Here is a 24,779-nt window from a genome sequence, read left to right as displayed (position 1 = left end):
GCTAGAAGGGCCATTCCATGTCGAAGGGTTTGGTCGAGTTGAGTTCGGCGCGGATGACGCGGGCTTCGTGGGTGCGGCCGGTGTGGTCGAGGCATTCGGACAGGAGGAAGAGGGAGACGCAGAATTCGCTGAGGTGCTCGCGGTCCAGTCGGTGAAGCTTGCGCAGGAGCTCGACCGCGCGGCTGGCATTCGGTACGGCTGCGCGCCATTCGCCGCGATCGTGGTGCAGGACCGCGATTTTGATCGACGCAAGGGCGAGGAGACTCTCGACGTCCTTCGACTGATCGACGAGGTAGAGACGTTCAGTGATGCCGACGGCCCGTTCCAGCAGCGGCTGCGCCTCGGACAACCGGCCTTCGCTTGTGGCTTCGTCGGCCTTCTCGATCAGGTCGAACGCCTCGATCGGGTCGGTCGAATCGGGACCGCCGGTGTCGGCCGCCTTGTCGAACGAGCGTTGGAGCAGTTCGCCCGGGATGTTGAAGGTGAAGGTTCCCTCGGTTCCGAGCGTGCCCTTCGTGCCCGGCTTTGCGAGTGCGTCCGAGATGTGTTTGAGGTTCAGTTCGGCGCTTCGCCTGATGGAGGCGAATACGCCAGGACTGCGTGGTTCGAGCATTTCGCACAGCTCGACCACCCGGGTCAGCGGCTCGTGGGCCTCCTCGTAGTGTCCGGCCTCACCTGCGATGGAGCCGTAGTTGAACAGCATCTTGGTGAGGGAGACCAGGCTGTCCTCATCGTCCTCGGACCGCTCGCGTTCGAACCGGGCGCACGCCTCTCGAATCTCGGTGAGCGCCTCCTCCAGTCGGCCTTGTGCGCGCAGGGCGAGCGCGCGGGTCACGGCGGAGCTCGCCATCGTCGCAACGTGCACCTGTTCCCCTCCCGGCAGAGTGACGAGCATTGCGTCGACCTCCTCGGCTGCGGCTCGGGCATCGTCGATGCGGCCGGCGCCTTGCAAGACCGCCGATTTGATCGAGAGGATCTGGACGAGGTGGGACGGGTCGAGCATGCCCAACGGCTCCTGGTACCGGCGGCTGAGCTGTTCGGCTTCGTTGATGGTGGTGACCGCCTGGTCGAATTGGAGCCGCGAACCGAGAGTCTGGGCGTACAGGGCGAGCGCGGAGCTCAGCGATGCGATGTGTCGTTGCGGGTATTCATCGGCGAGGAGTCGCAGGTAGGCGATCGCCGCAGAGACGGCCTCGTCGGAGCCCTGGAAGTCGCCGATTCGGAGACGCCGCTGGGCGACCTCCCAGAGAAGGTAGGCGCGATCGGTCGGGGAGCTCTCGGGCTTGGACAGGTGGCGGTCGGTGATCGCGGAGATGATCGCCTCCGCTCCCGGGGCGAGGTCGAGGCTGATTTTGGACGGCAGGTGCTCGGCGACCTGTTCGAGTGTTTCGACGTCGAGGCCCGGTACGGCGGCGATCGCGTGGAGTGCGGCACCGCCGCCGAGCACGGCGAGCGCAGGGTCGGTCTGGAGGACTCTGGTGAGCGTCTGGGCCAGGTGCGGCCAGCGGGACGAGGCGGCGGTGAGGAAGATCAGCGCCTGGGAGGTGTACGCGAACGGCTCCTCTCCCGTCCGCCGCCGCAGCAGGTCGGTGGGGGCAATCGCCGCCCATGGATTCGTTTGGAACGACACGCCGTGGCCCGGGGTGAGCAGCCCCAGGAAGTCCTCGGCGAGTCGGTCGGGGTAGAGTGGTTCGAGGCTGTACCGGCCGTCGGCGGGCGGATACAGGGCGCGGTGATCGTCGAGGAGCTGGTCGAGATTGTCCCCGATCCCGGTCCGGCCCAGCGCGCCGCGCGCATCCCGGTAGTCCGCGTGCGGCCCGGTGAGGACCGCGGTGAACACCGCCTGCGTCAAGGCGCGGTAGCCGCTCAGGAAGTCGCGCCCCGCGACGCGCAGCCGCTCCCAGTTGCGAATCTCCCGTGCGAGCAGGAACGCCGCGACCTCGTCGATCTCCTCCGGCGGGCGATCGAGCTCGCCCTCTGTGGGAACCGCGGCGAGCGCGGCCATGTGGACGGCCAGGACCGAGGCGTACTGCTCGGTGTCGATGGACCGCGGTGTCAGGCCGGTCCGCTCCAGCGGCACTTCGAACAACTCGGCGAACTGCGATTTCGCCGCCTCGAACAGTGCACCTCGCCCGCCGGGGGCCTCGATCGGCTGGAGGTGCAGGTCCGTGTAGTCCACTTCGAGCTCGTCGAGCTCGCCGCGCAGCGCCCACCAGCCCCGCAAGGTGCGGGACACGAGCAGGAGGCGGACGCCCTCGCCCGGATCGGATGCGGCCGAGGCGCAGAGCGCGTGCAGTGCCCGATGGCTCCAGCGGTCGGCATAGTCCGCCACGACCAGGTGGCGTCCGCCTGAGGCTCCGACCGCGTAGACGGCCGTTCCGCGTTCGGCCGGGTCGTGGGCGTGGCGCGCGTGCCAGGTGCGCCAGCCGGCGCGCGCGGAGTCCTCGGTGAACTCCAGTGCCAAGCGGGTCTTCCCGTGGCCGCCCGGTGCGTGGACGAGCATGACCCGCACTGGGATCGGGGAGTCCCGCCATTGCCGCAGCAGGCGGACCTCATCGGATCGGCCGGTGAACTCGATGAAGCGGTGCTGTGCGTGGAGCAGGCGGCTGGGCTGTCTGCGCAGTGCCTGCGGGTCGGTCCGGACCCGGGCGTCGACCTCTTCGACCCAGTACGGAGGTTCACCGTCGTACAGGGACACGTTGCCGAAGACCGGCGCGATGATGCGTCCGGCGCTGTTGTACTGGTTGATCGACGGGATGAAGGTCACGGCATCGGCTCCTTTCCTTTTGGTTCGTTGCCGAGGTTGACGTCGCCGATGATCGGCGCGATCACCTGGCCGTCGCGACTGGCGCGGTTGTGCTGTTCGATCGAGATGGCGGGCGCGGCAGGAGCGGAGGGAGCGGGCTGCTCGGTGCGCCCGCGCCGGAAGATCCAGGCGAGGCATCGTTTCAGCGCCCGCCACACCCAGGCGGCCGCGTGCTTGGCGAACTCGACGGCGGCCGTCTCGCTCACCGGGTCTGGGAGAACCATGGCCCGTCCCCTTCTCCCTTGCGGGGCCGATTGACGACGACCTGGGCATGGCGGATGACCGTCTCGCCGCTCGCGTAGCCTCGGGCCCACACGGCGACCACCGCGCCGGGCGCCGCTTCCGGCTGCTCCACCACTCGGACCACCCGGTGCAATGAGGAGTCGACTGCGCCTCGGCACTCCACGGGGTGGACGCCGTTGAGCGCCAGGAGCTCCAGCAGGTCGTCCCGCACCGATCCCGCTGACGCGGGGTCGGATCCGGCATAGGCGTCGAGCCGGTCGATGATCGCGGCGATTCCGAGGACGAGGCCGCTGCTGATCCGCTGCTCGCTCATTCGCGCCCGGCCTCCAGCTCCAGCAGGGTCCGACGGCTCGCCTCTTTGGCCTCGCGGGTCATGTTCTCCGGCCGGCTGAGCTGGTACTCGCCGAGGAACCGCTCGTTCGTGACGTCGAACAGTCCTATGTACATGGTGGCGTCGGCGTCGAAGCCCATGCCGACCCGCAGTGGCGCCTGCTCGGGCAGGTCCGGTGGCAGCGCGATCATGTCGAGCACGGTCACCTCGACCTCGTCGATGTCCTCCGAGTCGCCCTCGGTCAGTTCGAAGCACACCTCGGCCTGGTTCGCCCTGGTGGTGTAGAAGTCCCGCAGGCGCTTGCAGGGAATCGGCGTGTTGCGGGGGATGACCACGGTGTTGCTTCTGACGCCGCGGTCGTCGAGAGCGGCGATGCCCATGCCGTGCGAGGTGACGTCCCGGAACCCGCCGGCGCCCGGGCCGACGACCACGGGCCTGTCTTCCGGCTCGATCTGGTCGGCCAGCAGTGCCGCTCCGAGCGCCACCGCCTCGTCGGGATTGATGTCCATCGACGGTCGCCTCCCCGTGAGCCGCTGGAGCATGTCGGCGACCATCGGCATCCGGCTCGACCCGCCCACCAGCAGCACCTTGTCGATGTCGGTCCAGCCGAGGTTCGACTGCGCCAGGACGCTCTCCGAGATGTCCTCGGTGCGGGCCAGGAGCCCTGCAGTGATCTCCTCGAACCGCCGCCGCGTGACGGGAACCTGATGCAGCCGGTCGGGCCCGGCCACGCGGATCATCGCCCGGTCCAGCTGCGACAGCCGCCGCTTGGCGTCCTCGCAGGCGGCGCGCAGCCGCGCCTCGCCCTGGCCTCCGTCCCGCAGCTCGGGGCCGCCGGTTGCGAGGATCTCCAAGGCCGCGTAGGTGATCAGGATGTTGTCGAAGTCGAATCCGCCGAGTGCGCGGTTCCCGTCGGTCGCGATCACCTCCAGGTCGTCGCCGCCGACGCGCATGACCGTGACGTCGAAGGTGCCGCCGCCGAGGTCGTAGACCATGAACGTCCCGGACTCGCTCCGCAGGAGTCCGTAGGCGATTCCGGCCGCGGTGGGCTCGTTGAGGATGCGCAGCGGCCGCAGTCCGGCGATCTCGGCGGCGTCCCTGGTGGCCTTCCGCGCCGCGTCGCCGAAGTACGCGGGAACGGTGATGACCGCTTCGCGCACTTCGCCGCCGAGCGACAGGCCCGCCTGGGAGGCCAGGTGCGCCAGGATGATCGCCGACATCTCCTCGGGTCGGTATTCTCGGCCCTTCTCGTCGATGTGGACCGGTCCGGGCATCCCCATGCGGCGCTTGACGAGATCCACATAGTCTTCCGGACTCACCGCCGCCATGTTTTTGGCGGACATGCCGACCACCGGTCGGCCGTCGTCGAAGAACACCGCGGAGGGCGTCAGACGCCCGTCCTGGCAGTCGACGATCTCGGCGGTGCCGCCGCGCACGGCCGCCACCGCCGAGTACGTCGTCCCCAGGTCGATGCCGATCCGCATCAGTAGACTCCGCTCCCGGTGCTGACGATGCCGGTGACCGACGGATCCAGCACACCGTACTTGTGCAGCTTGGCGACCTCGGCGTTCACCTCCCACTGGAATTTGCGGCGGTCGCCGATGACCCACACGATGTAGCCGATCGAGATGCCGACCACCAGGATCCCGAACAGCGCCCAGCCCGCGCTCACGGTTCCGGCGCAGGCGAACGACGTGATCGCGAGGGCCAGGCCGACGACGCTCGCCTTGAGCACCTCGCCGACGGGGAAGTCCGGCCAGTACGTCTCGACATCGCAGCTGGCGAGGTACTTCTGCTTCCTCCGGACCTCCGCGAGCAGTTCGGCGTCCTCGGTGACGTTCGGGACCCTGGCGAGCAGGGGCCGCATCGCGGCCATCTCCTCGGCGGTGGTGATCAGGTACCCGGTGACCGTCCGGACCTTCGGGATCTGCTCGACGCGGAAGATCAGCGCGATCGCGAGGTAGCGGCCGACCACCGCCTTGAACCCGCCGCTCGCCGACTCGCGGAGGCGGTCGAGGAGTTTGATCGCCTCCTGGAACCGGTCGGTGCTGATGTAGGCGTTGGCGATGCCCATGTCGGCTTCGTCCGCCGCACCGGGCATCACCCGCACCTGCTCGTAGATCCCGATCGCCTCCGACCAGTTGCCCATCGACTCCAGGACGTCGGCGACCAGGAAGTGCCGCTCGGACCGGTCCTGCTCCAGCCGGGCCGCCTCCTTGGCCTCGTAGAGCGCCTCGTCGAGCCGGTTGAGCCCGTAGTTGGCCCGGGCCAGCGTCGCCCAGACCTCGCCGATGTCCCCGACCTCTTTTCGCGCCTCCCGTGCGGCGTACGCGGCCGAGTGGTAGTCGTTGCGCCCCAAGTATGTCGTGGCACGTTCGAGCCAGTTGCCTCCCTCGGCTCCGGTCGGCGCCGGCGCGGCAGCGGGGGGTGATGCGGCCAGAACCCGGTCGTACTCGGCGCGCTTGGCCTTGTCGAGCAGGATCCGCCGGGCCTCCTCCAGCCGCGCCAGGCGCGTCTCGGCCTCCTGTCGGCGGCTGAGGTCCGAGCTGTTGACGCGCTTGTTCCAGATGCGGAACTTCTGCTTGATGGCGGTTTCGATGTCGCTTTTCGACGCGGTTCGGCTCACGCCGACCGCGAGGTACAGATCTTCCATGGGAGTGTTTCCTCCATGCGAGGGGAATCGATGTATCCGAAACAGCATCGCATGAATTACCGCAGTCGCAATAAAGGCAAACCGGCGCATAGTCCGGCAATGGCGCCTCATTCTTTCGTGTTGCCTGTTGCCATTTCTATTGACGATGGCAACGCCCGCCACGGAGACTGATAATTGCTCGGAGCGACCCCTTGTCGATCACTCGCGAAGCATTTCGACGGACCCGAGAAGGACCCCCAATTGGATCACCCATCGCACGAGTTCGGTGCCGCCGTTCGAAGACGCCGCCTCGACAACCACCTGTCTCTCGCGCAGCTCGCCGCGAAAATTCACTATTCCAGGGGGCATCTGAGCAAAATCGAGACCGGCAAGCGAACTCCTTCCCCACAACTCGCCTCGCTTATCGACACGGCACTCCGAGCGGGCGGGGCGATCGCGGCACTGCTCGACTTCGCCGAGATGGGCGACGACCTCGACTACTCATGGGACGCGCCCAGCGACGCAGGCGCCGACGACGCCATCGGGAGTGTCGACCTCCCGCCCGACCTGGCCGGGTCCACGGCCGTCAACGGCGATGCCATCGCCCTCGCCTTCGAGCACAGCCTCGTCCAGATCCGAAAGCTCGGACAGACCACCAGCCCCGGCGCGATCTTCCCGATCCTCGAAGGCTCGCTCCGGTCGCTTCGGGCACTGCTGGGGAACACCCCGGGGTCCGGTCGAATTCGCCTGCTCGGGGTCACCGCCCGCTACGCCGAGTACTTCGGCTGGATGAAACAGGAGGCCGGCAACGACGCCGAAGCCCTCGCCTGGACCGCACGCGCCGTCCGTCTCGGCAAGGACTGCGGCAGTACTGACATGCACAGCCACGCACTGGTTCGCCAAGCACTCATCCGGCTGTACCTCGGCGACGGCCCGGGCACCGTCTCGCTGGCACTCAAAGCCCAGGCCGATCCGCACACCCCCTCCCGCATTCTCGGGTTCGCCGCCATGAGGGAAGCCCAGGGACACGCCCTCAACCGCGACTACGAACGCTTCCGCGAGGCGATGACCCGAGCGCGTGAACTCCTGGAGACCAACGGGAACGATCCGACCGACGCGCTGTACGGCCCCTACACCCTCGACGATCCGGTGAGGATCGCCGAGGGCTGGTCGCTGTACCACCTCGGCAGGCCGGCCGACGGAGCCAGGATCCTCGCCGAGGAGCTGCCGCACCTGCCGCACTTCGCCGCCCGGTCGTACGGCCGGTACGCCACCCGCTGCGCCCTCCAGTACGTCGTGTGCGGCGAACTCGACCGCGCCTGCGAGGTCATCGCCGAGCTGCTGCCGCGCATCACCGACGTCGTGTCGGCCACGATCCTCGCCGACCTGCGCGAGCTCAGCCGGCAGCTGATCCGACGGCGCGAGCACTCGCGGGTACGCGAACTGCTCCCCGACCTCGCCTCCGCCATCCACTACCAGACCAACATGATCGGAACGACCTCGAATGAATGACCTCAAAGTCTTCGTCAACTTCCGCAACGGCGACGGCCAGCAGGCCGCAGCCCACCTGTACGACGCGCTCGTTGACCGCTACGAGCCCCACCAGATATTCCGTTCGAGCGAGACCATTCCTCCCGGAGGCGACTACGTCAAAGCGCTCAGCACCGCCCCCGCCGACAGCGAGGTCACGCTCTCCCTGATCGGCTCGCGCTGGCTCGAGATCGAGGACGCTCAGGGCCGGCCGCGGCTGGCGGACCCCGACGACTGGGTCCGCAGGGAGATCCGCGCCGCCCTCGACGCAGGCAGACGGGTGATCCCGGTACTCCTGGACGAGGCCCGTCCGCTCCAGGAGCACCAGTTGCCCGCCGACATCGCGCTGCTCGCCCGGAACCAGTACGTGCGCTGGTACTCCAGAGACACGAGCAGCAGTTTCGAGGCGATCGCCGGAAAGCTGGACCGTCTGGTTCCGGGATTGCGCAAGAATCCCTCCGCATCGGAGGGAGCAGTGGTGCAGCACAACAGCCCCTCGAACGGCGGAATCGTCATGGCCCCGATGTTCGGCGACAACAAGACGAACTGGCCGCCCCAGGCCGGGCAGAACTAGAAGAGTCCGGACGAGAACGATCTTGAGGCGAGTCGACCGCCCCGCGAATTCGACTCCCTCAGGAGTGATCCGACGACCCTGGACGCGCATTCGGCGTCCATCGAACGAGAAAGGCATCGTCATGAAGTGCAACAAGTGCCATCGACAGCTGCACGATTGCCAGTCCTGCAAAGGGCAGGGAGGCGGAAACGGCATCTTCGGGAAGATCAACTGCTCGAAGTGCAACGGCGGACTGGTCTGCCCCACGCACGGGAAACACTGGTAGCCAACCGGAAATCGAGCGCCTCGGCCGGCCGTTGCCGCGCTCCGACGTCGTGGTCGTCCGGGGCGGTCGACTCCGCTCGCCAGGATACTGCGGGATCCGGGGTGCGCGAGGGGTTGTTGTGCACCCCGGCTTTGGTTCGGGGCCATTATCATTCGAGGGCCTGCCCATTCCGTCTTCATGCGCGCGGACCTGTCACATCCGTTGCCCCGCGCCGACTCTGGCGAAAGGACCCCTCTGTGGCCGAAGTACCCCTCATCGGGCTGGGTGTGGTCATCCAGCTGTACGTCGTCCTGCTCCTCGCCTACGCAGACCGGGTCGCCGAGATCGGCATTCTGCACCTGACCTCGGCGATGTTCCCCGCAGGGGCGGCGCCGACGCAGCGGCCGTCCGCGGGGCGGCTGCTCGCGGTGTGGGTGCTGCGGGTGGTCGTCGCGGTCGCGACCCTGTTGATCGCGGTGCTGCCGTTCGCGCTGGTGGAGGCGGTCACCGTGGAGTACACGCTGGAGGGGCCGACGTGGCGGTGGTTCTACGCGACGTCGGCGATCGCGATCGGCGCCGGGATGCTGATCTGGGTGATGATGCTGCGAGGCAAGCGGTCCGAGGCCAAGATCCGGCGCGGCGCGCTGGTGCTGCCCACATTGGAGTCCATCGGCGGGCATGCCGCCGCGGCCGACCCGGAAGACCAGATCCGGGCGGCGGGGCTGATCAGCCGCCGCGGCTTCTTCACGCGGACGGTCGGATTCACCGCGACCATCGCGACCTGCCTCGTCTACGCCTCCGGCCCCGCGCTCGTCTCCTACACGCGCGCCGAACCCGACGGCATCGGCTACGCGATGCTCATGGCCGGGGCCGTGATCGTCGGCGTCGCCTCGTACGTGTTCGGACGCCTCCAGATCCCGGCGGGAGAGGCGCTGCGGCGCATCGAGTACCTGTACGGGGCGCGCCTGACCGACGCGCAGCGCGACTACCGGCTCGTCACCGCCTACCGGGCCTCGCTCCCGCGGTACCTGCGAGCGGCGGCCGTCCGCTACCTGCGGAAGGACTGGTTCGCCGACGTGGACACCAAAGGCCCCCGCATGGCGTCCATGGCGCTCATCGCGGCCGCGGACATCATCGAGAAGGCCGACTTCAACGGCCACGCGTTCGCCGCCTCGCCTCCGCCGCAGGTCCGCGAGGTCGGACTGCGGGCCGGCGCCGTGCTCGTCTCCCCGTGGGACCCCGCCGCGCTCGCGGCCCTGGCGCGGGCCGCAGAGGTCCTCGACGAACGCGGCGAGGTCCGCTCCGAACTGGTCGAGGCCACGGAATACCGCCTCCAGCGCCGCCTGCGCGACATGACCGACCTCAGTGGACGCGTCATCGCCGCGATCGCCGGCGCTATTGCCGCGGTGACCTCGATCGTGACCCTCATGAACGTCTTCCAGTGACCTCCGGACGGCTTCGCCGGGGAGGCGCGGCGTTCGCCTGAGGGCCGTGATCGCACCGGCCACGACCGGCGGACTCGGTGGGCACGGCACCGAAGGAGCCGACCTGCCGGTGTCCCGCCGTTCTTTCGCCTCGCAACTGAACGACAGCGCTGCTTGACTGGTCCTCATCGGACTCGTTCCGGGATCCCCTCCGCCCCTACTGGAAGGTCTCCAGCGCCATGACCGAGCACGACGACGCCCCACCGGACCCCGTACCCTCCCGCCGCGGCCCGAGCCGCCGACTCGTCGCCCTCGTCGCGGCCGGCGCCGTCGCGCTGGCTGCGGCCGGGGTCACCAGTTGGGCGCTGTGGCCCGACGCAGTCGACGACCCGTACCCCGATGTGCCCGAAGGGGTCTACCACGCGGCCGACGTGCGCGCCTTCGACGACCTCGCCGTCATGACCGCCAGCTCCGCCCTGGTGGTCAAGGGGACCGCCGTCGAGATCCGTCCCGGGGCCGAGGTCGTGTACGACGACGGGTCCGAGGCCGCGGTGACCGACCGCGAAGTCGTCGTGGACGTCGACAAGGTCGTCTACGACCGCTACGGCATCGGGGCGCCCGAGACCGTCGTCGTGGTGGAGGGCTACTGGGAGAACGGCATCGGCTACACCCGCGAGGGCATGCCGTGGACCGAGGTCGGCCAGTCCGGCTACTTCTACCTCACTGCGCCGCCCCCGGACGTCCTCGCGACCGAGACCTACGCCTACATCCACGAGGCCGGCCGGGTCCTGATCGGATCGGGCTCGGCGGTCTCCATCCCGGGCCACTGGCAGGAAGAGGGGCCCTGGACCGCCGTCGACCACGTCAACGGGGGCGCCCCGGCCTTCGAGACCGCGATCCAGTCCGCCGCCGATGCGGCGGCCGCCGGCGAGGCCGTGCCCGAGCTCATCTCGGTCTGCGTGCCCTCCGATCCCGCAGTCGAGGACTCCGCACCGCTGTGCTGGGAGGAATGATGACCACGTCGACCCAATCGAAAGCGAACCGCGCCTTGCGATCCCGTCCGATGCGAATCCTACTGGCGACCGCGTCCGCCGCGCTCGTACTCCTGGCGGGCGCCGCTCCCGTCCAGGCCTCGCACGGAGGCGACGCGAACAGCGGTCCCCCCGACAACACGACCCACTACCTCGAACGCTTCAACCTCACCCGCGCCGCCAGCGGCGCCACCACGCACGGCCTCGGCCAGCTCGACCGGTCCGTCATGGACGCGACCTACGCTGACGGCCCCGAGACCGACGTGCTCATCTACGACGCCTACTACGGCAGGACGGGCTCCTGGCAGGGCATCGCGGGCCGGACCAACTGCCAGGAGGACGAGTGGTGGTGGGACGGCGACTGCGACGTCTACCGGCTGCGCTACAACCTGTCCTACGCCGCCTCCTACGGCATCGACTCGTGGAGGTCGCTCGCCTGCCACGAACTGGGCCACACCGCCGGGCTCGGCCACCGGTCCGCCCCCAGCGACACCGACAACAACTCGTGCATGCGCAACAAGATCGACTCCAGCCGGCCGCGCTTCGACGCGCACGACATCAGCGCGATCAATGCGACGTTCTAAGGCGAACGCCCGCATGGCGATCGCGGCAGCGGCCGTGGCGGTCGCCGCCGCAGCCGCCGCGGTCGCCTTCGTGAACCGCACCCTGGACGACTGGCCGCAGCGCGAGGCGTTCTGCGACCAGGCCACCGCCCTGGAGGTCGGCGCGGTGGGCTTCGAAGAGCCGGGGGAGAAGGCCGAAGTCCTGGCGGCGCTCGCCGAGACCGCGCCCGACGAACTCGCCGACGAGTTCGAAGGCATCCTCCACGCCAACGAGCACGACGACCGCGCCATGGTCGACGAGGAGCACGTGACCACCGTCGGCGTCTTCATCGAGGAGACCTGTGGCGTCAACCTCCCCGGCGTCACCACCTGAGACCGGCAGGGGCCCAAGCGGTCCCTGCCGGTCTTTTTGCGGTGTCGTCCTCTCAGATCCGCGTCGGAGTCGGACGCGTCGGGGTGAGGGCGAGTTCTCGTCGGAGCATGCGGCCCCCGTCGTCGGTGAGGCGGAGGTAGTAGTCGGAGGAGCAGGGGGTGCCGTCCTCGTCGAGGGCCCAGATGCCCGAGCCCGCGGGGACGTCGCCGGCGACCGCGGCGGTCTTGGCGATCTGGTTGCCCTCGTTGTACTCGTCGAACATGGAGATGTAGGTGCTGGTGACGCCGGCGCGGGCGTGGTTGTAGAACTGGCGCCACATGAAGTCGCCATGGGCGCGCTGGCGTTCCTGGAGGTCGCCGGGGAGCGTGCAGGGCTGGTAGTCGATGCCGAGGCGGTTGCACTCGGCGAGGTCGGGGACGGTCGCGGCCGAGTAGAAGTTGTCGGCGCCCGCGGCATTGCCGATGCGGCCGACGAGCCACGGCGAGATCATGTCGAACGAGCGGTAGACGTTCGCGAATCCGGGCCGCGAGTCCTCGCCGAGGGTGCGCCACCAGGTGGGGACGCCGCCCATGACGTAGCAGCCCTGGGCGTGGAACCAGTCGACGACCTCCTGGCACTCCTGCGGGGTGAACGGGCGCTGCGGGTCGTTGAACCCGAAGCCCCAGATGCCGACCACGGGCTTGCCGTTCTGGCGGGCGTAGGCGGAGGAGGCGGTGTGGGCGGACATCTTCGTCGCCCAGTCCTGCGTGATCTGCGATCGCATTGCGAGCCAGTCGCTCACGTCGTACATGATGTAGTACTTCGTGCCGGTTCGCTCTGCGGCGGAACGGACCCGGTTGGCGACGGCGTCGCGCGTGGGGCCTTCGGAGCCGAACGGGTTGAACCGCTGGAGCGCCGCGGTGTGGATGCCGTGCTGGGCCATCCAGCGCAGGTGGACGTCGACGGTCTGCTGGTCGTGCGAGGAGAACAGGTGCGCCAGGCGGCCGTCGTTCAGCGGCGGGAAGTTGGTGCCGTAGGTCGTCGCGTACTCGCGGGTGTCGGGCCACGACTTGATCGCCGAGTTGGAGATCGACGGCGGCTGGTCGGCCTGGCGGGCCCAGTGCCACCACGCGTCGATCGGGGCGCCGTCGCCGCGGCACGCGAACCAGCCCTGGTAACCGGCCGTGACCTTGCCGACGACGTCGCCGGGCGGGCTCGCCGCCGAAGCGGCCGTCGGGAGGGCGGTGGTCGCCGTGGCGGCGACCGCCGCGGTGAGGCCGAGGAAGGAACGTCGGGAGATGCTCATCGTTGAGGTCCTTTCGTCGTGTGTCGGAACGCTGGTCAGCGGCAGTTGACGGCTTCGTATCGCAGGGTCAGGACGCCGGTTGCGCCTTCGGCGTCCTTCACCGTCACCTCGACTTCGCCGGCCTGGATCCTGGTGGAGCGGGTCGGGATCTGGAGGCGGGCCCCTGAGTCGGGGTCGAGCTCGTCCACCTCGCGCTGGCCGTACGGGGTTGAGAGTTGGATCGAGACGGTCTCGGTTCCGGTGTTGTAGAGGCGGACCACGATGTGGGCCTTCTTGCCGGTGCACTTGCTGACCGCCACCGCTTCGATCCACGTTTCGGGTGCGGGTTCGAATACGGCGACCAGTGCGGTGTCCGCCTGGAGTGCGAAGGTGTAGCGGGCGTCGGTCGAGACGGTTTCGCCGGAGCCGTTGCGCCACTCGGTGAACCGTGCGCCCTCGGCCGGTTCGGCGACCGCGGTGACGGTGCTGCCGGTCTCGTACCGTCCGGGCGCGACCTCGTTGCCGTCGATCCGGATGGTGCCGTTGCCCTCGGGTGCCGCGGTCAGCGACGAGGTCGCCATGTTGATGGCCATCGGGTTGACGATCGTGACCGGACCCCTGCTGGTGGTGCCGTTGTACCGCATCAGGTTCACGACCGTGACGGCGCTCGATTCGTCGGCGTCCACTGTGTATCCGCCCGGCCCGAGGTTGTCGGTGCCGAGGTTGAAGGCCGTCACGGTCGCGCCGTCGCTCGCGACGATCCCGTCGTGCGAGCCGTAGGCGAACGTGTTGCGGACTTCGAGGTCCTGCGCGCCGATCGCTCGGACGAGGACTTCGCGCTGGCGGCTGACGCCGTCGATGACCTGCGCGAAGAGGTTCGCCTCCTCGACCCGGCCGGGGAGCCCGTATGCGTTGCGGGTCATGACGTTGCCGTTGGACAGCACGCCGTCCACGACGCCGTCCGAAGCCCCGTCGACGCGCACACCTTCGGCGAGGAAGATGCCGAGCGCGCGCCGCACCAGGAATCCGTCGGCGTCCTCGGTGAGGTCGATCGCGTTCCAGGCGTTGTCGAGGCCGACGTTCACCGCGTACACGCCCGGGGCGTCGCCTCTGATCGCGAACGGGTACGGCACGGCGCCCTCATTCGAGGCCGGATTGTTCTCCGGGTACAGCACCCGCAGGCCCCGCACGCCGGCGTCCTCGCCCGCGAGCGTCACGACCGCGGTCGCTTCGGCTGCGGTCTCCACCGACGCATCGTCGGTGTCGTATTGGCGGCCTGCGTAAGCCATCAAGACCGTGCCCGAGGACTCCACGAGCGACGTGCGGTTCGGCACCGCCGAGGCGCCGCGCAGTTCGACGCCCGCGGGGACGGAGAGGTGCCCGCGCACGGTGTACCAGCCCGCGGGCAGGTAGACGATGCCGCCGCCGGCTTCGCCCGCGTCGTCAAGCGCCGCTTGGATTCCCGCGGTCGCATCGGTGTCGGAGAACTGCTTCGGCGTGCGCGGGACGTCGTACGGCGAGGCCGTGACGTCGAAGAGGAGTTCCTCCGGGCGCGGGGCAATGCGGGTGTCGGTGAGATCGGGGACGTCGTCCGGGCCGTCGAGCACGTGCACGGTGCCTTCGATCGAACCGTCCACTTCGGTGTCGGTGAGTTTGACGTAGCCGCCGGAGGTGTTGCGCACGGCCGCGTCGGAGCCTTCGAGGACGCTCGATGCGAACGACGTCCCCCAGCGCTCGTCGGCGTCCTCGACCAGGACCGCGATGCCCGAATCCACGATCTCGGCGTCGACGAAGACGCCGGTGAACGAGGCCCGCGGGCCCTCGACCGCCTTGATGCCCACCGCGTAGTCGGCGGCGTGGAGCCCGGTGAACTGGTCCCATTCGAGGTCGGCGAGCACGAAACCGGTGCCGTGCTCGCGGGTCCACGCGTTCAGGACCTCGCGGTCGGGCGCGCCGTACTCCTCTCCCGCCCCGGCCCAGTAGCCGTTGTCGAAGCGCACGTCCTCCCACACGCCGACGTCGGCGCCGTTGTACCCGGCCGCGCCTTCGAAGAGGACGGTGCCGGACACGTTGCGCACGTTCGCGAGTTCGTGCCCCTGCGCTCCGGGACCCTCGCCGCGGTCGTTGCGCATTGTCGAGATGCCAAGGCCGCGATAGGAGTTGAGGAAGGTGACGTCCTCGACCGTGCCGAGCATGTAGTTCTCGTTGCCGATCCACGCGAGCCCGGGGATCTCCACGGTCCACCCGTACGGCACCGGGTCCGCGGCGTCCTGCTCCGGGTAGTAGGTCGTCAGGCCGACGACCCCCGCCGATCCGCCGACGCGCAGCAGCGCGGGGCCGTCCTCGCCCGAGGGCAGGTGCGCTTCGAGCACGGTCCCAAGCCCTTCGGGGGCTTCGGGGTCGCCGAGCGGCTGCTCGTCGAGGTCGCGGTGGTCTCCGCGCAGCGTGCAGTAGGCGAACACCTCAAGGGTGTCGCTCACCTGGTAGGTCCCGGCCGGCGCCCACACGGTGCCGCCGCCGGCGTCGCGGCAGGTGGCGAGGGCCTCCTGGATCGCGGCCGTGGAATCCGTCTGGCCGGTGGGGTCGGCGCCGAAGTCGGTGACGTCGAGGTCGGCGACGATCACGTCGTCGCTGGGGAACACGGTCTCCACGATGCGCGAATCAAGGTCTACAAGGGATGCATTGCGGACCTCGAACGACCTGAGGCCGTAAGCACCGCGCTGGGTGGCCTTCTCGTCGAGCGCGAGGCGCACGTAGCGGCCGGTCGTCTCCTCGAAGCGGGTGCGGATCGGTCCGCCGCCGAGCGCCCCCGACGTCGCCACCGTCTCGAACTCCTCGCCGTCGTCGGACACCTGGACCCGGTAGACGTGCGCGTAGTCCCCGCTCCAGTCCGCGACGACCTCGTCGATCGCGGTCGGCGCGCCGAGGTCGACCTGGACCCAGGCCGTCTCCTCGTCGCGACCGGACACCCAGGTCGAGTCGGTCCCGTCGGTGACGGCGCCGGGTTCGCCTGCGCTGGTGGAACTCGCGGTGACCGCGGCGCCGCGCGCGAGGTCGGTCGTGACCTCGGCGGCGAGGAACGTCTCCAGCGCGTTCTGCAAGGCGTCGATGGCCGCATCGATCTCGACTTCGGTCGCTCCAGGGTCGTCGACCACGGCCTGAGCCGCCTCGATCTCCCCGCGCAGCACGGACTTCGACCCCGCGGGGTACTGTCCGTCGCGCTCGCCCTCTCTGGCGGCGTAGTGCGCGATGTCGGCCTGCTCGACGAGCTCGCGGAGCCCGACGGCGGGGTCGATCTCGTCAGGCACCACGGTCACCGCGAGGGCGTCGATCCGCACGTCCTGAGTGGAGTCCTCGACCGAGACGCGGAAGTCGGACCCGTTGGAGCGGTTGGTGAGGATGGCGTCGTCGAGCAGCCAGGAGCTGGACGTCCAGGACCCGTCGTCGCCCAGCTGGTGCCGGGCGGACGGCTTGAACATGTCGGGGATGGTGTCGCCCGGCGAGTCGTACTGGAGGAACAGCGACCCGCCGCCCTGCTGCACGGTGGCGTCGACGAGTACCCGGTCGGTGGTGTTGAGCGCGTAGGTGTTCGAGACGTTCGCGTAGACGAAGTTCGTGCCGAGAGCCCGGCCGGTCTGCCAGTAGCCGCGCCCGTCGTCGGTGCCGGTGACGAGTCCGGCGGTGTCGTCGCCGGCGCGGACGGCGATGCCGTTCTCTGTCACCGTGGGGCCGAGGTCCACGCTCGTCCCTTGGGCGACGACGCGAACCGACGCGACCGTGAGGTCGCCCTCGGCAGCCGCGAGTTCGACCTCGGGGTCGGCGGCCGCGTCGAGGGTCCCGGCGGGCAGGGTCACGACGGTGGTGGTCCAGCCGTCCCCGTCGCCGTCCGCTTCTGCGACACCGGCATCGAGGGTCTCGGTCCCGCTCGTGGCGACCAGAGCCTCTCCCGCGCGGTGGTCCACGACGAGGTATCCGGGGGTGCCGGCGAGCCGGCCCACGTACTCGTCGACCAGGTCCAGCGCGAGGCGCTCGGCTCCCGCGGCGGTGTCGGTTCGCCAGTACTCGCGCCCGCTCTCCTCGCCCGTGACCTGCGCGTCCGGTGTGGGCGCAGTGGCGACGGCGATCCCGTGAGTGCGCGGGGCCGCGGCGAGATCGGCGCCGATCCCGGTGGGGTAGCGGTCGACCTCGACGGTCGGCGCGGCCGCCGCCGGTGGCGCAGCACCGATCAGCGTCATCGCGAGGACCGCGGTCGCGACGACCACCCGGCCCGTGAGAGCTCTCGTGGCGTCAGTCGCGAACGCATGCCGCCGTGACGGTTTCGTCATTGAAACTCCTGTGTGGGGGGTGGCCGTGATCGGTTGGGGGATCGGTCACGGTGTCGCCAACAAATTAACTCCATAGGTGTTAGTAAGTCAAGCGGTGTGCGGGACCGGCTTGCGCCGACGCGTCCCCGAAAAAACTTCCACGGGAGTTGTCGAAACGGGGCGGGCCCGTTCGTGGAGGGGGTGAGGCCGCCCGCGAGGGGCGGTGCGGACACGAGAAGGAGCACCATCATGAGCGCGACTTTCACCGTCGACTTCTTCTGCAGCCTCGACGGCTACGGGATGGCCCGGGGCTGGCCCGGGTACTGGGGGAAGGAGGGGCCCGAGATCCGCGAGGACCGGGTGCGGACCTTCGCGCAGGAGCAGGTCCTGGTGTTCGGGGCGACGACGTTCCGGCAGTTCCGGAAGTTCGTCGTCGAGTACGACGAGCCGTACTACGACAGCCTGAACGCGCTGCCGAAGATCGTCTTCTCCAGCACGCTCACCGAGCCGCTCGGGTGGGAGAACTCGACGGTGATCAGCGAGGACGCCGTGACCGCGATCAAGCGCCTGAAGCGCACCACCGACGTCCCGATGCGCTGCCACGGCAGCGTCGCGCTCAACCGCGCGCTGCTCGCCGCCGGGCTCGTCGACCGGATCGAGGTCGTCATCTTCCCGGCCATCACGGGCCGCTCGGGGGAGGCCGCGCTCTTCCACGGCGGGGCCGAGTTCGACCTGGAGCTGGTCGAGTCGACCGTCCTCGACGGACGGACGCAGAAGCTCGTCTACCTCCCGCACCCGCACGGCGCGGTCCCCGCAGACGCCGGGCCGCAGCGCCGCACCACGGACTAGAGGGGGAGAATCCCAGCATGCAGTACCTGGTCAACGTCATCCACCACCGCAGCAACGACGGCACCGCCGAAGAGGGGGTCGCGATCGACGCGTTCAACGACCGGCTCCGCGCCGGCGGGCACTGGGTGTTCGCCGCCGGGCTGGCCGACCCCGCCGTCTCCACCGTCGTCGACGGCCGCGGCGACGAGCCGGTGTTCACCGACGGCCCGTTCGTCGAGACCAAGGAGTGGGCCGCCGGCTTCTGGATCATCGAAGCGCCCGACCTCGACGTGGCCCTGGCGCTGGTCGCCGAAGGCTCCAAGGCCTGCAACCGCCGCCTTGAGATCAGGCCGTTCCTGTAGACGACGTCGAAGAGGCCCTGGCCCGCGCCCACCGCGACGAGTGGGCGCGGGTGGTGGCGAGCCTCGCCAAGCGGTTCGGGAACCTCGGCACCGCCGAGGACGCGGCCGCCGAGGCCTTCACGACCGCGGCCGAGCGCTGGCCGGCCGCCGGCGTCCCGCCCAACCCCGGCGCCTGGCTCACCACGACCGCGGCCCGCAAGGCGATCGACCAGATCCGCCGCGAGCACAAGCGCGACGGCAAGCACGAGGAGGCGCAGCGCATGTACGGTGCCCCGCCCGAACCGCCCGGCGCGATCGACGACGACCGCCTGCGGCTGATCTTCACCTGCTGCCACCCGGCGCTCGCCATCGAAGCGCGCGTGGCGCTGACGCTGCGGATGGTCGGCGGCCTGTCCGTGCCCGAGATCGCCCGCGCGTTCCTGGTGCAGGACACCGCGATGGGCGCCCGCATCACCCGCGCCAAGGCGAAGATCGCGGCCGCCCGCATCCCCTACCGCGTGCCGTCCGCCGCCGACCTGCCCGGCCGCGTCTCGGGTGTGCTGGCCGTGCTGTTCCTGATCTTCAACGAGGGCTACTTCGCGTCCGGGCCCGGCACCGCGCCGGTCCGCGAAGACCTGACCGGCGAGGCGATCCGGCTCGCGCGGCTGCTCCGTGAACTGCTCCCCGGCGACGGCGAGGTCACCGGGATGCTCGCCCTCATGCTCCTCACCGACGCCCGCCGCGCCGCACGCGTCTCCACGGCCCGCGAACTCGTCCCGCTGGACGAGCAGGACCGCGGCCTCTGGAGCACCGCGCTCATCGCCGAAGGCCATGCGCTGGTTCGCGAACGGCTCGCCTCCGGCCTCGCACCCGGCCGGTACCAGCTGCTCGCCGCGATCAACGCCGTCCACACCGACGGCGACGCGACCGACTGGACGCAGGTCGTCGCCCTCTACGACCACCTGCTGCGGCTCGACGGCTCACCGGTCGTCCGCCTCAACCGCGCGATCGCGGTCGGCGAACGCGACGGCCCGCAGGCCGGACTCGCCCTCGTCGACGACCTCGGCCCCCACCTGTCCGGCTACCACGCGTACCACGCCGCCCGCGCCGACCTGCTGCGCCGCCTGAACCGCGCCGACGAGGCCCGCGACGCCTACGACGCCGCGATCGCATTGGCGGGCAACACGGCCGAGATCGCCTTCCTCACGAGACGACGCGACGCGACCTGACCGGCCTCCGGTCTATTTCGGAGGGATCTCTCCGCTGCCCCGCACGATCAGGGTGGTGCCCACGACGATGCGCTGCGACGGGGAGTCGTTGCCGTCGAGGCGGGCGAAGACGCGTTCGGCCGCAAGGCGGCCGAGGTCTTCGGGGTGCTGGGCGACCACCGTGACGCCGGGGTCGAGGAGGTCGGCCAGGGCGACGTCGTCGAAGCCGACCAGGGCGGTGTCGCGGTGGCGCCCGCGCTCGCGGAGAGCGTGGAGCGCGCCGATCGTGATGAGGTTCTGGGCGCTGAAGACCGCGGTCGGCGGGTCCGGGGCGTCGAGCAGGCGCACGAGCGCCTCGCGGGCGGCGTCCTGGTCGTGGAGGTCCTCGGTCACCGAGGCGGCGGTGACGCCGGCGCGGGCGAGGGCGTCGAGGAAGCCGCGGAGGCGCTCGCGGGCGGTCTGGATGCTGCGGAGGTCGCCCAGGTACGCGATGCGCCGATGTCCTTGCGCGAGCAGGTGTTCCGCGGCCCGGGCGGCGCCCCCGGCGTTGTCGCTGACGACGGCGTCGGTCTCGATGCCCGAAGGTTCGCGGTCGACGAACACGATCGGGGTGCCACGCCGCAGCTCCGGCTCCAGATAGGTCTGGTCGGCCGTCGCCGTGACGAGGATGAGGCCGTCCACGCGGCGGCGCAGGAACGCGGCCACCGCCTCGCGCTCGCGCTGGGGGTCGTCGTCCAGGCTGGAGGCGAAGACGGCGACGCCGCGGCCGACCGCGGCGTCCTCGACCGCGCGGTGGACCGCGCCGGAGAACGGGTTGTCGACGCTGCCGACGAGCAGGCCGAGGGTCCGGGTGCGGCGGTCGGAGCGCCGGAGGTTGCCGGCGTGCAGGTCGGGCTGGTAGTCGAGGGCGCCGGCGGCGTCGAGCACGCGCTGGGCGGTCTCGGGGGTGACGTTCGGTTCGCCGTTGATGACGCGGGAGACGGTCTTGATGCCGACGCCGGCGAGTTCCGCGACTTGTCGCATGGTGGGGCGGGACCCGCTGCCCGGGTCTCGCGCTGACAACGATGTCACGAATTGACCTCCAGAATTCAACTGGTCTTGACCTTACACGCCCCCATGCTCTAGAACTAGTGATGACATCGTTGTCAAACGGGCGGCGATGGCAACGCCTCATGGGAGATTCACCGATGAATCGCAATCGACGCGGCGGCCTCCGCCGGACCCTCGTGACCACCAGCGCGCTCACGATCGGCGCCGCACTCGCGCTGACCGGGTGCAGTTCCGGCGACGGAGGCGACGACGACACCGTCGGCGTCTCGCTCATCGTCAAGACCACCTCCAACCCCTTCTTCGTGTCCATGCAGGAGGGCGCCGAAGCCGCCGCCGAGGAGATCGGCGTCGAGCTGACCTTCGCCGCCGGCCGCGAGGACGGCGACGAGGACACCCAGATCCAGGCGGTCGAGAACGCCATCTCGCGCGGCGACAAGGGCATCCTCATCACCCCGAACGGACCGGGCGTCGAGGACGCGCTGATCCGGGCGCGCGACGCGGGCCTCTACGTCATCGCCCTCGACACGCCCCCGTCCGACCCCGAGTCGGTCGACATCACCTTCGCCACCGACAACTTCCTCGCGGGGCAGCGCATCGGCGAGTGGACCGCGGCCCAGCTCGGCGGCGAGAAGGCCGTCATCGCCATGATCGACCTGTTCGACGACAAGGTCGTCTCCGTCGACGTGCAGCGCGACCAGGGATTCCTCGACGGGATGGGCATCGAAACCGCCGACGCCGCCGTGATCGGCGACGAGGCCGCCACCGGCTCCTACTCCGGCGGCGAGTACGAGATCGTCGGGCACGAGGCCTCCCAAGGGGCCGAGGACGGCGGGCGCACCGCCGCCGAGAACCTCCTGTCGATCAACCCCGACGTCAACGTCGTCTACACGATCAACGAGCCGGCCGCCTACGGCGCGTACGAGGCCTTCGACGCCGCCGACGCCACCGAGGGCCTCATCGTCGCGTCGGTCGACGGCGGCTGCGCCGGCGTCACCGCCGTGACCGACGGCGTCATCTCCGCGACCAGCCAGCAGTACCCGGTGCGCATGGCCGAACTCGGCGTCGAGGCCATCCACGCGCTCGCCACCACCGGCGAGGCCCCCGAGACCTCCGAAGGGCTCGACTTCTTCGACACCGGCGTCGAACTGGTCACCGACCAGCCGCACGAGGGCGTCGAGTCGATCACCTCCGCCGAGGCCGCCGAGGTCTGCTGGGGCTAGGTCCCGGCCGTCCTGAGAACAACGGAGCACACGTGAACCAGCACGCCGCCGCGCCGTCCGGGCCCGACCTGGCCGAGGAGTTCCTCGACCGGTCGACGCCCCTCGGCGCGATCCGCAACCTCCTGCACCGCTACCCGGCGATCAGTCCGGCCGTCGTCCTGATCGCCGCGGTCGCCGTGTTCGGCGCCCTCAACGAGCGCTTCCTCGAACCGTCGAACCTCTCGCTGGTGAGCCAGCAGGTCGCGGTGGTCGGGACGCTCGCCCTGGCCCAGACCCTCGTCATCCTCACCGCCGGGATCGACCTGTCGGTCGGCGCGGTCATGGTCCTCGGCTCCATGGTGGTCGCGCAGACCACCGTGCAGAACGGCGTCCCGGCGCCGGTCGGGCTCGCGCTCGGCCTCGCCGTCGGGCTCGGCGCGGGCGCCCTGAACGGATTTTTGGTCACCCGATTGAAACTCCCGCCGTTCATCGTCACCCTCGGGTCGCTCAACGTCTTCCTGGCCCTGACACTGCTGTACTCGGGCGGCGCGACCGTCCGCGGCGGCGACATGCCGGCGCTGCTGACGCTGACCGGCGAGACCTTCGCCGTCGGCGGGGTCAACGTCACCGTCGGGGTGGTGATGATGCTGGTGCTGTACATCGCGCTGGCGCTGATCCTCCAGGGGACGGCGTGGGGCCGGCACGTGTACGCGTGCGGCGACGACCCGGAGGCCGCGCGCCTGGCGGGCATCAGGGTCCAGCGGGTGCTGGCGAGCGTGTACCTCGCGGCCGGGGCGATCCTCGCCGTCGCCGCGTGGATCCAGATCGGACGGTCGAACGCCGCGTCGCCCAACACCGGCGTCGACCTGAACCTCGACTCGATCACGGCCGTGGTGATCGGCGGGACGAGCCTGTTCGGCGGCCGCGGCACCGTGTGGGGGACGCTGCTGGGCGCGCTCATCGTCGGCGTCTTCCGCAACGGGCTGTCCCTGGTGGGCGTCGACGTCCTGTGGCAGACGTTCGCGGTCGGCGTGCTCATCATCGCGGCGGTCTCGATCGACCAGTGGATTCGGAAGGCGCGCACATGACCGCGAACAGCACCAGCGAGCCGATCCTCCAGGCGACCGGCCTGGTCAAGACCTTCGGCCGCGTCGTCGGCCTCGACGGGGTGGACCTGGAGCTCCACCACGGCGAGGTCCTGGCCGTCATAGGCGACAACGGCGCCGGCAAGTCCACGCTGATCAAGTGCCTCACCGGCGCCGAGGTCCCCGACGAAGGGGAGATCCGGCTCGAAGGGGAGCGCGTGCACTTCAAGCGTCCCCAGGACGCCCGCGCGCACGGCATCGAGACGGTGTACCAGACCCTCGCCGTCTCGCCCGCGCTCGACGTCGCCGCCAACCTGTTCCTGGGCCGCGAACTCCGCAAACCGGGTCCACTGGGGACGGTGCTGCGCGCGGTCGACAAGAAGCGGATGCGCCAGCGGGCCAAGGAGGAGCTCGCCGCACTCGGGATCACCACCCTCCAGGACGTGACGGTCCCGGTCGAGAACCTCTCGGGCGGGCAGCGCCAGGCCGTGGCGGTCGCGAGGGCGGCCGCCTTCGGCTCCAAGGTTGTCGTGCTCGACGAGCCGACCGCGGCCCTGGGCGTGCGCGAGTCGCAGCAGGTCCTGGAGATGATCGCGAACCTGCGCGACCGGGGCGTCCCGGTCATCCTCATCTCGCACAACATGCCGCAGGTCTTCGAGGTGGCCGACCGCATCCACATCCAGCGGCTCGGCAAGCGGGCGGCCGTGATCACGCCGAAGACGCACTCGATGACCGACGCGGTGGCGATCATGACCGGTGCCGCGCAGGAGGACCCGCGTTGATCGGCGTCGTCGGCGAGGCATTGATCGACCTGGTGGTCCCCGAGTCCGACCCGTCCCGGCCGGCGGCGCATCCGGGCGGCAGCCCGATGAACGTCGCGGTCGCCTTGGGGCGCTTGGAGTCGCCGGTGGCGTTCCTCGGACGCCTGGCCGGTGACGCGTTCGGCGAGCTGCTCCGGGGCCACCTGAAGGAGTCCGGAGTGGACCTGCGGTGGGCGGTAGACGCGCCGGAGCCGACCAGTCTGGCGGTCGTGTCGGTCGCCCCCGGCGGCGGCGCGAACTACCGCTTCCACGTGCACGGGACCGCCGACTGGCAGTGGGCGGCAGCCGAACTCGCCGCGGCACCCGGGTTCGACGCCGTGCACGCCGGGTCGCTCGCTTTGGCGCTCGACCCCGGCGGGCCGGTGGTCGAGGCGTGGCTCGGAAGCCTGCGCGGAGAGACCACGATCAGCCTGGACCCCAACGTGCGACCGGAACTCCTGGGCGACCGGGACCGGTACCGGGCGCGGCTGGACCGCTGGCTGTCGTTCGCCGACCTCGTCAAGGTCTCCGACGAGGACCTGGCGTGGGTGCGGCCCGGTCGCGACCCCGCCGAGCTGGCGCGCGGCTGGGTCGACGCGGGGCGCCGCCTGGTCGTCGTGACCCACGGCGGGGACGGCTCGCGGGTCTTCGGGCCCGGCTTCGAGTTCACGGTGGCGGCGCACCGCACGTCCATCGTGGACACCGTCGGTGCGGGCGACTCCTTCAGCGGCGGCCTGCTGCACTGGCTCGACCGCGCCGACCGGCTCCGCCCGGACCGGCTGGCGCGCCTCCACGAAAGCGAGGCCCGCGCGGCGGTCGAGTTCGCCTCCGCGGTCGCCGCCGCCACGTGCTCGCGCGCCGGGGCGAATCCGCCGCGCCGCAGCGAACTCGCGGTCTGAAGTCCCGCAACGCAAAGGGCCGCGCCGCATGATCGCTCACCGATCATGCG

At 70.2% G+C, this 24,779-nt stretch carries 21 protein-coding genes and 1 pseudogene; 14 read left to right on the top strand and 8 right to left on the bottom strand.

The genetic code is table 11. From position 1 onward, the window contains the following. Position 1 precedes the first annotated feature (1 nt). The 5 genes from DI269_RS08595 to DI269_RS08575 are packed head-to-tail and all read right to left on the bottom strand — an operon-like array spanning position 2 to position 6,033. A complete protein-coding gene (locus tag DI269_RS08595) occupies positions 2 to 2,767 on the bottom strand; it encodes a tetratricopeptide repeat protein (protein ID WP_112134766.1) in 2,766 nt (921 codons plus the stop codon). Further along, positions 2,764 to 3,012: a hypothetical protein gene (locus DI269_RS08590; RefSeq protein ID WP_112134764.1), complete on the bottom strand. Its 249-nt coding sequence runs from the start codon at positions 3,010 to 3,012 to the stop codon at positions 2,764 to 2,766. Before DI269_RS08590 ends, DI269_RS08595 begins: the two co-directional genes overlap by 4 nt. Next, positions 3,009 to 3,362 carry a nucleotide exchange factor GrpE gene (locus DI269_RS08585; protein WP_112134763.1) on the bottom strand — a complete coding sequence of 118 codons (354 nt, stop codon included), beginning with the start codon at positions 3,360 to 3,362 and terminating at the stop codon, positions 3,009 to 3,011. Before DI269_RS08585 ends, DI269_RS08590 begins: the two co-directional genes overlap by 4 nt. Continuing rightward, on the bottom strand, positions 3,359 to 4,864 hold the full coding sequence (locus DI269_RS08580) for an Hsp70 family protein (RefSeq protein ID WP_112134761.1): 1,506 nt from the start codon (positions 4,862 to 4,864) through the stop codon (positions 3,359 to 3,361). The genes DI269_RS08585 and DI269_RS08580 overlap by 4 nt, the downstream gene beginning before the upstream one ends. Continuing rightward, complete coding sequence (locus tag DI269_RS08575; protein ID WP_157974843.1) at positions 4,864 to 6,033, bottom strand: tetratricopeptide repeat protein; 1,170 nt, start codon at positions 6,031 to 6,033, stop codon at positions 4,864 to 4,866. Before DI269_RS08575 ends, DI269_RS08580 begins: the two co-directional genes overlap by 1 nt. Positions 6,034 to 6,207: 174 nt before the next feature. Between DI269_RS08575 and DI269_RS29025 the strand changes: the two are divergent. The 7 genes and pseudogenes from DI269_RS29025 to DI269_RS08545 all read left to right on the top strand — a co-directional run. Next, positions 6,208 to 6,462: pseudogene (locus DI269_RS29025) on the top strand (helix-turn-helix domain-containing protein); the annotation flags it as partial. 30 nt (positions 6,463 to 6,492) lie between these two features. Beyond that, entirely contained in the window at positions 6,493 to 7,524 is a 1,032-nt protein-coding gene (locus tag DI269_RS08570) for a hypothetical protein (protein ID WP_232822673.1), read from the top strand. Beyond that, on the top strand, positions 7,517 to 8,116 hold the full coding sequence (locus tag DI269_RS08565; RefSeq protein ID WP_112134755.1) for a toll/interleukin-1 receptor domain-containing protein: 600 nt from the start codon (positions 7,517 to 7,519) through the stop codon (positions 8,114 to 8,116). Before DI269_RS08570 ends, DI269_RS08565 begins: the two co-directional genes overlap by 8 nt. A gap of 501 nt (positions 8,117 to 8,617) precedes the next feature. Continuing rightward, positions 8,618 to 9,805, top strand: a complete 1,188-nt coding sequence (locus DI269_RS08560; RefSeq protein WP_112134753.1) for a hypothetical protein — start codon at positions 8,618 to 8,620, stop codon at positions 9,803 to 9,805. 218 nt (positions 9,806 to 10,023) lie between these two features. Next, positions 10,024 to 10,797: a hypothetical protein gene (locus DI269_RS08555; RefSeq protein WP_112134751.1), complete on the top strand. Its 774-nt coding sequence runs from the start codon at positions 10,024 to 10,026 to the stop codon at positions 10,795 to 10,797. A gap of 50 nt (positions 10,798 to 10,847) precedes the next feature. Further along, entirely contained in the window at positions 10,848 to 11,399 is a 552-nt protein-coding gene (locus tag DI269_RS08550; RefSeq protein WP_112134749.1) for a matrixin family metalloprotease, read from the top strand. A gap of 13 nt (positions 11,400 to 11,412) precedes the next feature. Continuing rightward, positions 11,413 to 11,751 (top strand): hypothetical protein, encoded by a 339-nt coding sequence (locus DI269_RS08545; protein WP_112134747.1) that lies wholly within the window; start codon positions 11,413 to 11,415, stop codon positions 11,749 to 11,751. Between the two features lie 52 nt (positions 11,752 to 11,803). Here DI269_RS08545 and DI269_RS08540 read toward each other — a convergent pair whose 3' ends face one another. Together DI269_RS08540 and DI269_RS08535 are read right to left on the bottom strand one after the other, a co-directional pair. Continuing rightward, positions 11,804 to 13,036 (bottom strand): glycoside hydrolase family 71/99-like protein, encoded by a 1,233-nt coding sequence (locus tag DI269_RS08540; RefSeq protein ID WP_112134745.1) that lies wholly within the window; start codon positions 13,034 to 13,036, stop codon positions 11,804 to 11,806. A 35-nt stretch (positions 13,037 to 13,071) separates the two neighbouring features. Then, a complete protein-coding gene (locus tag DI269_RS08535) occupies positions 13,072 to 17,340 on the bottom strand; it encodes a glycosyl hydrolase family 28-related protein (RefSeq protein WP_157974841.1) in 4,269 nt (1,422 codons plus the stop codon). 228 nt (positions 17,341 to 17,568) lie between these two features. Between DI269_RS08535 and DI269_RS08530 the strand changes: the two genes are divergently transcribed. The 3 genes from DI269_RS08530 to DI269_RS08520 are packed head-to-tail and all read left to right on the top strand — an operon-like array spanning position 17,569 to position 19,717. Next, positions 17,569 to 18,168 carry a dihydrofolate reductase family protein gene (locus DI269_RS08530; protein ID WP_112134741.1) on the top strand — a complete coding sequence of 200 codons (600 nt, stop codon included), beginning with the start codon at positions 17,569 to 17,571 and terminating at the stop codon, positions 18,166 to 18,168. A gap of 17 nt (positions 18,169 to 18,185) precedes the next feature. Then, a complete protein-coding gene (locus tag DI269_RS08525) occupies positions 18,186 to 18,509 on the top strand; it encodes a YciI family protein (protein ID WP_112134739.1) in 324 nt (107 codons plus the stop codon). Between the two features lie 53 nt (positions 18,510 to 18,562). Next, positions 18,563 to 19,717, top strand: a complete 1,155-nt coding sequence (locus tag DI269_RS08520; RefSeq protein WP_232822672.1) for an RNA polymerase sigma factor — start codon at positions 18,563 to 18,565, stop codon at positions 19,715 to 19,717. Positions 19,718 to 19,729: 12 nt separating this feature from the next. On the opposite strand, the gene DI269_RS08515 is transcribed toward DI269_RS08520, so the two are convergent. Continuing rightward, the gene (locus tag DI269_RS08515) at positions 19,730 to 20,719 is read right to left on the bottom strand and encodes a LacI family DNA-binding transcriptional regulator (protein WP_112134735.1); all 990 of its coding nucleotides are present in this window, start codon (positions 20,717 to 20,719) and stop codon (positions 19,730 to 19,732) included. Positions 20,720 to 20,883: 164 nt separating this feature from the next. Between DI269_RS08515 and DI269_RS08510 the strand changes: the two genes are divergently transcribed. Genes DI269_RS08510 through DI269_RS08495 form a run of 4 tightly spaced genes read left to right on the top strand, consistent with a single transcriptional unit; the run spans position 20,884 to position 24,729 of the window. Further along, entirely contained in the window at positions 20,884 to 21,966 is a 1,083-nt protein-coding gene (locus DI269_RS08510) for a substrate-binding domain-containing protein (RefSeq protein WP_112134733.1), read from the top strand. Positions 21,967 to 21,998: 32 nt separating this feature from the next. Beyond that, on the top strand, positions 21,999 to 23,033 hold the full coding sequence (locus tag DI269_RS08505; protein WP_112134731.1) for an ABC transporter permease: 1,035 nt from the start codon (positions 21,999 to 22,001) through the stop codon (positions 23,031 to 23,033). After that, on the top strand, positions 23,030 to 23,812 hold the full coding sequence (locus DI269_RS08500) for an ATP-binding cassette domain-containing protein (protein ID WP_112134730.1): 783 nt from the start codon (positions 23,030 to 23,032) through the stop codon (positions 23,810 to 23,812). Before DI269_RS08505 ends, DI269_RS08500 begins: the two co-directional genes overlap by 4 nt. After that, positions 23,809 to 24,729, top strand: a complete 921-nt coding sequence (locus tag DI269_RS08495) for a carbohydrate kinase family protein (protein WP_112134728.1) — start codon at positions 23,809 to 23,811, stop codon at positions 24,727 to 24,729. The genes DI269_RS08500 and DI269_RS08495 overlap by 4 nt, the downstream gene beginning before the upstream one ends. Positions 24,730 to 24,779 lie beyond the last annotated feature (50 nt).

It is taken from the genome of Glycomyces dulcitolivorans (assembly GCF_003265355.1).
GTDB lineage: Bacteria > Actinomycetota > Actinomycetes > Mycobacteriales > Micromonosporaceae > Glycomyces > Glycomyces dulcitolivorans.
The sequence above is the reverse complement of the archived record's forward strand: the minus strand, read 5'-3'. Positions and strand labels throughout refer to the sequence as shown.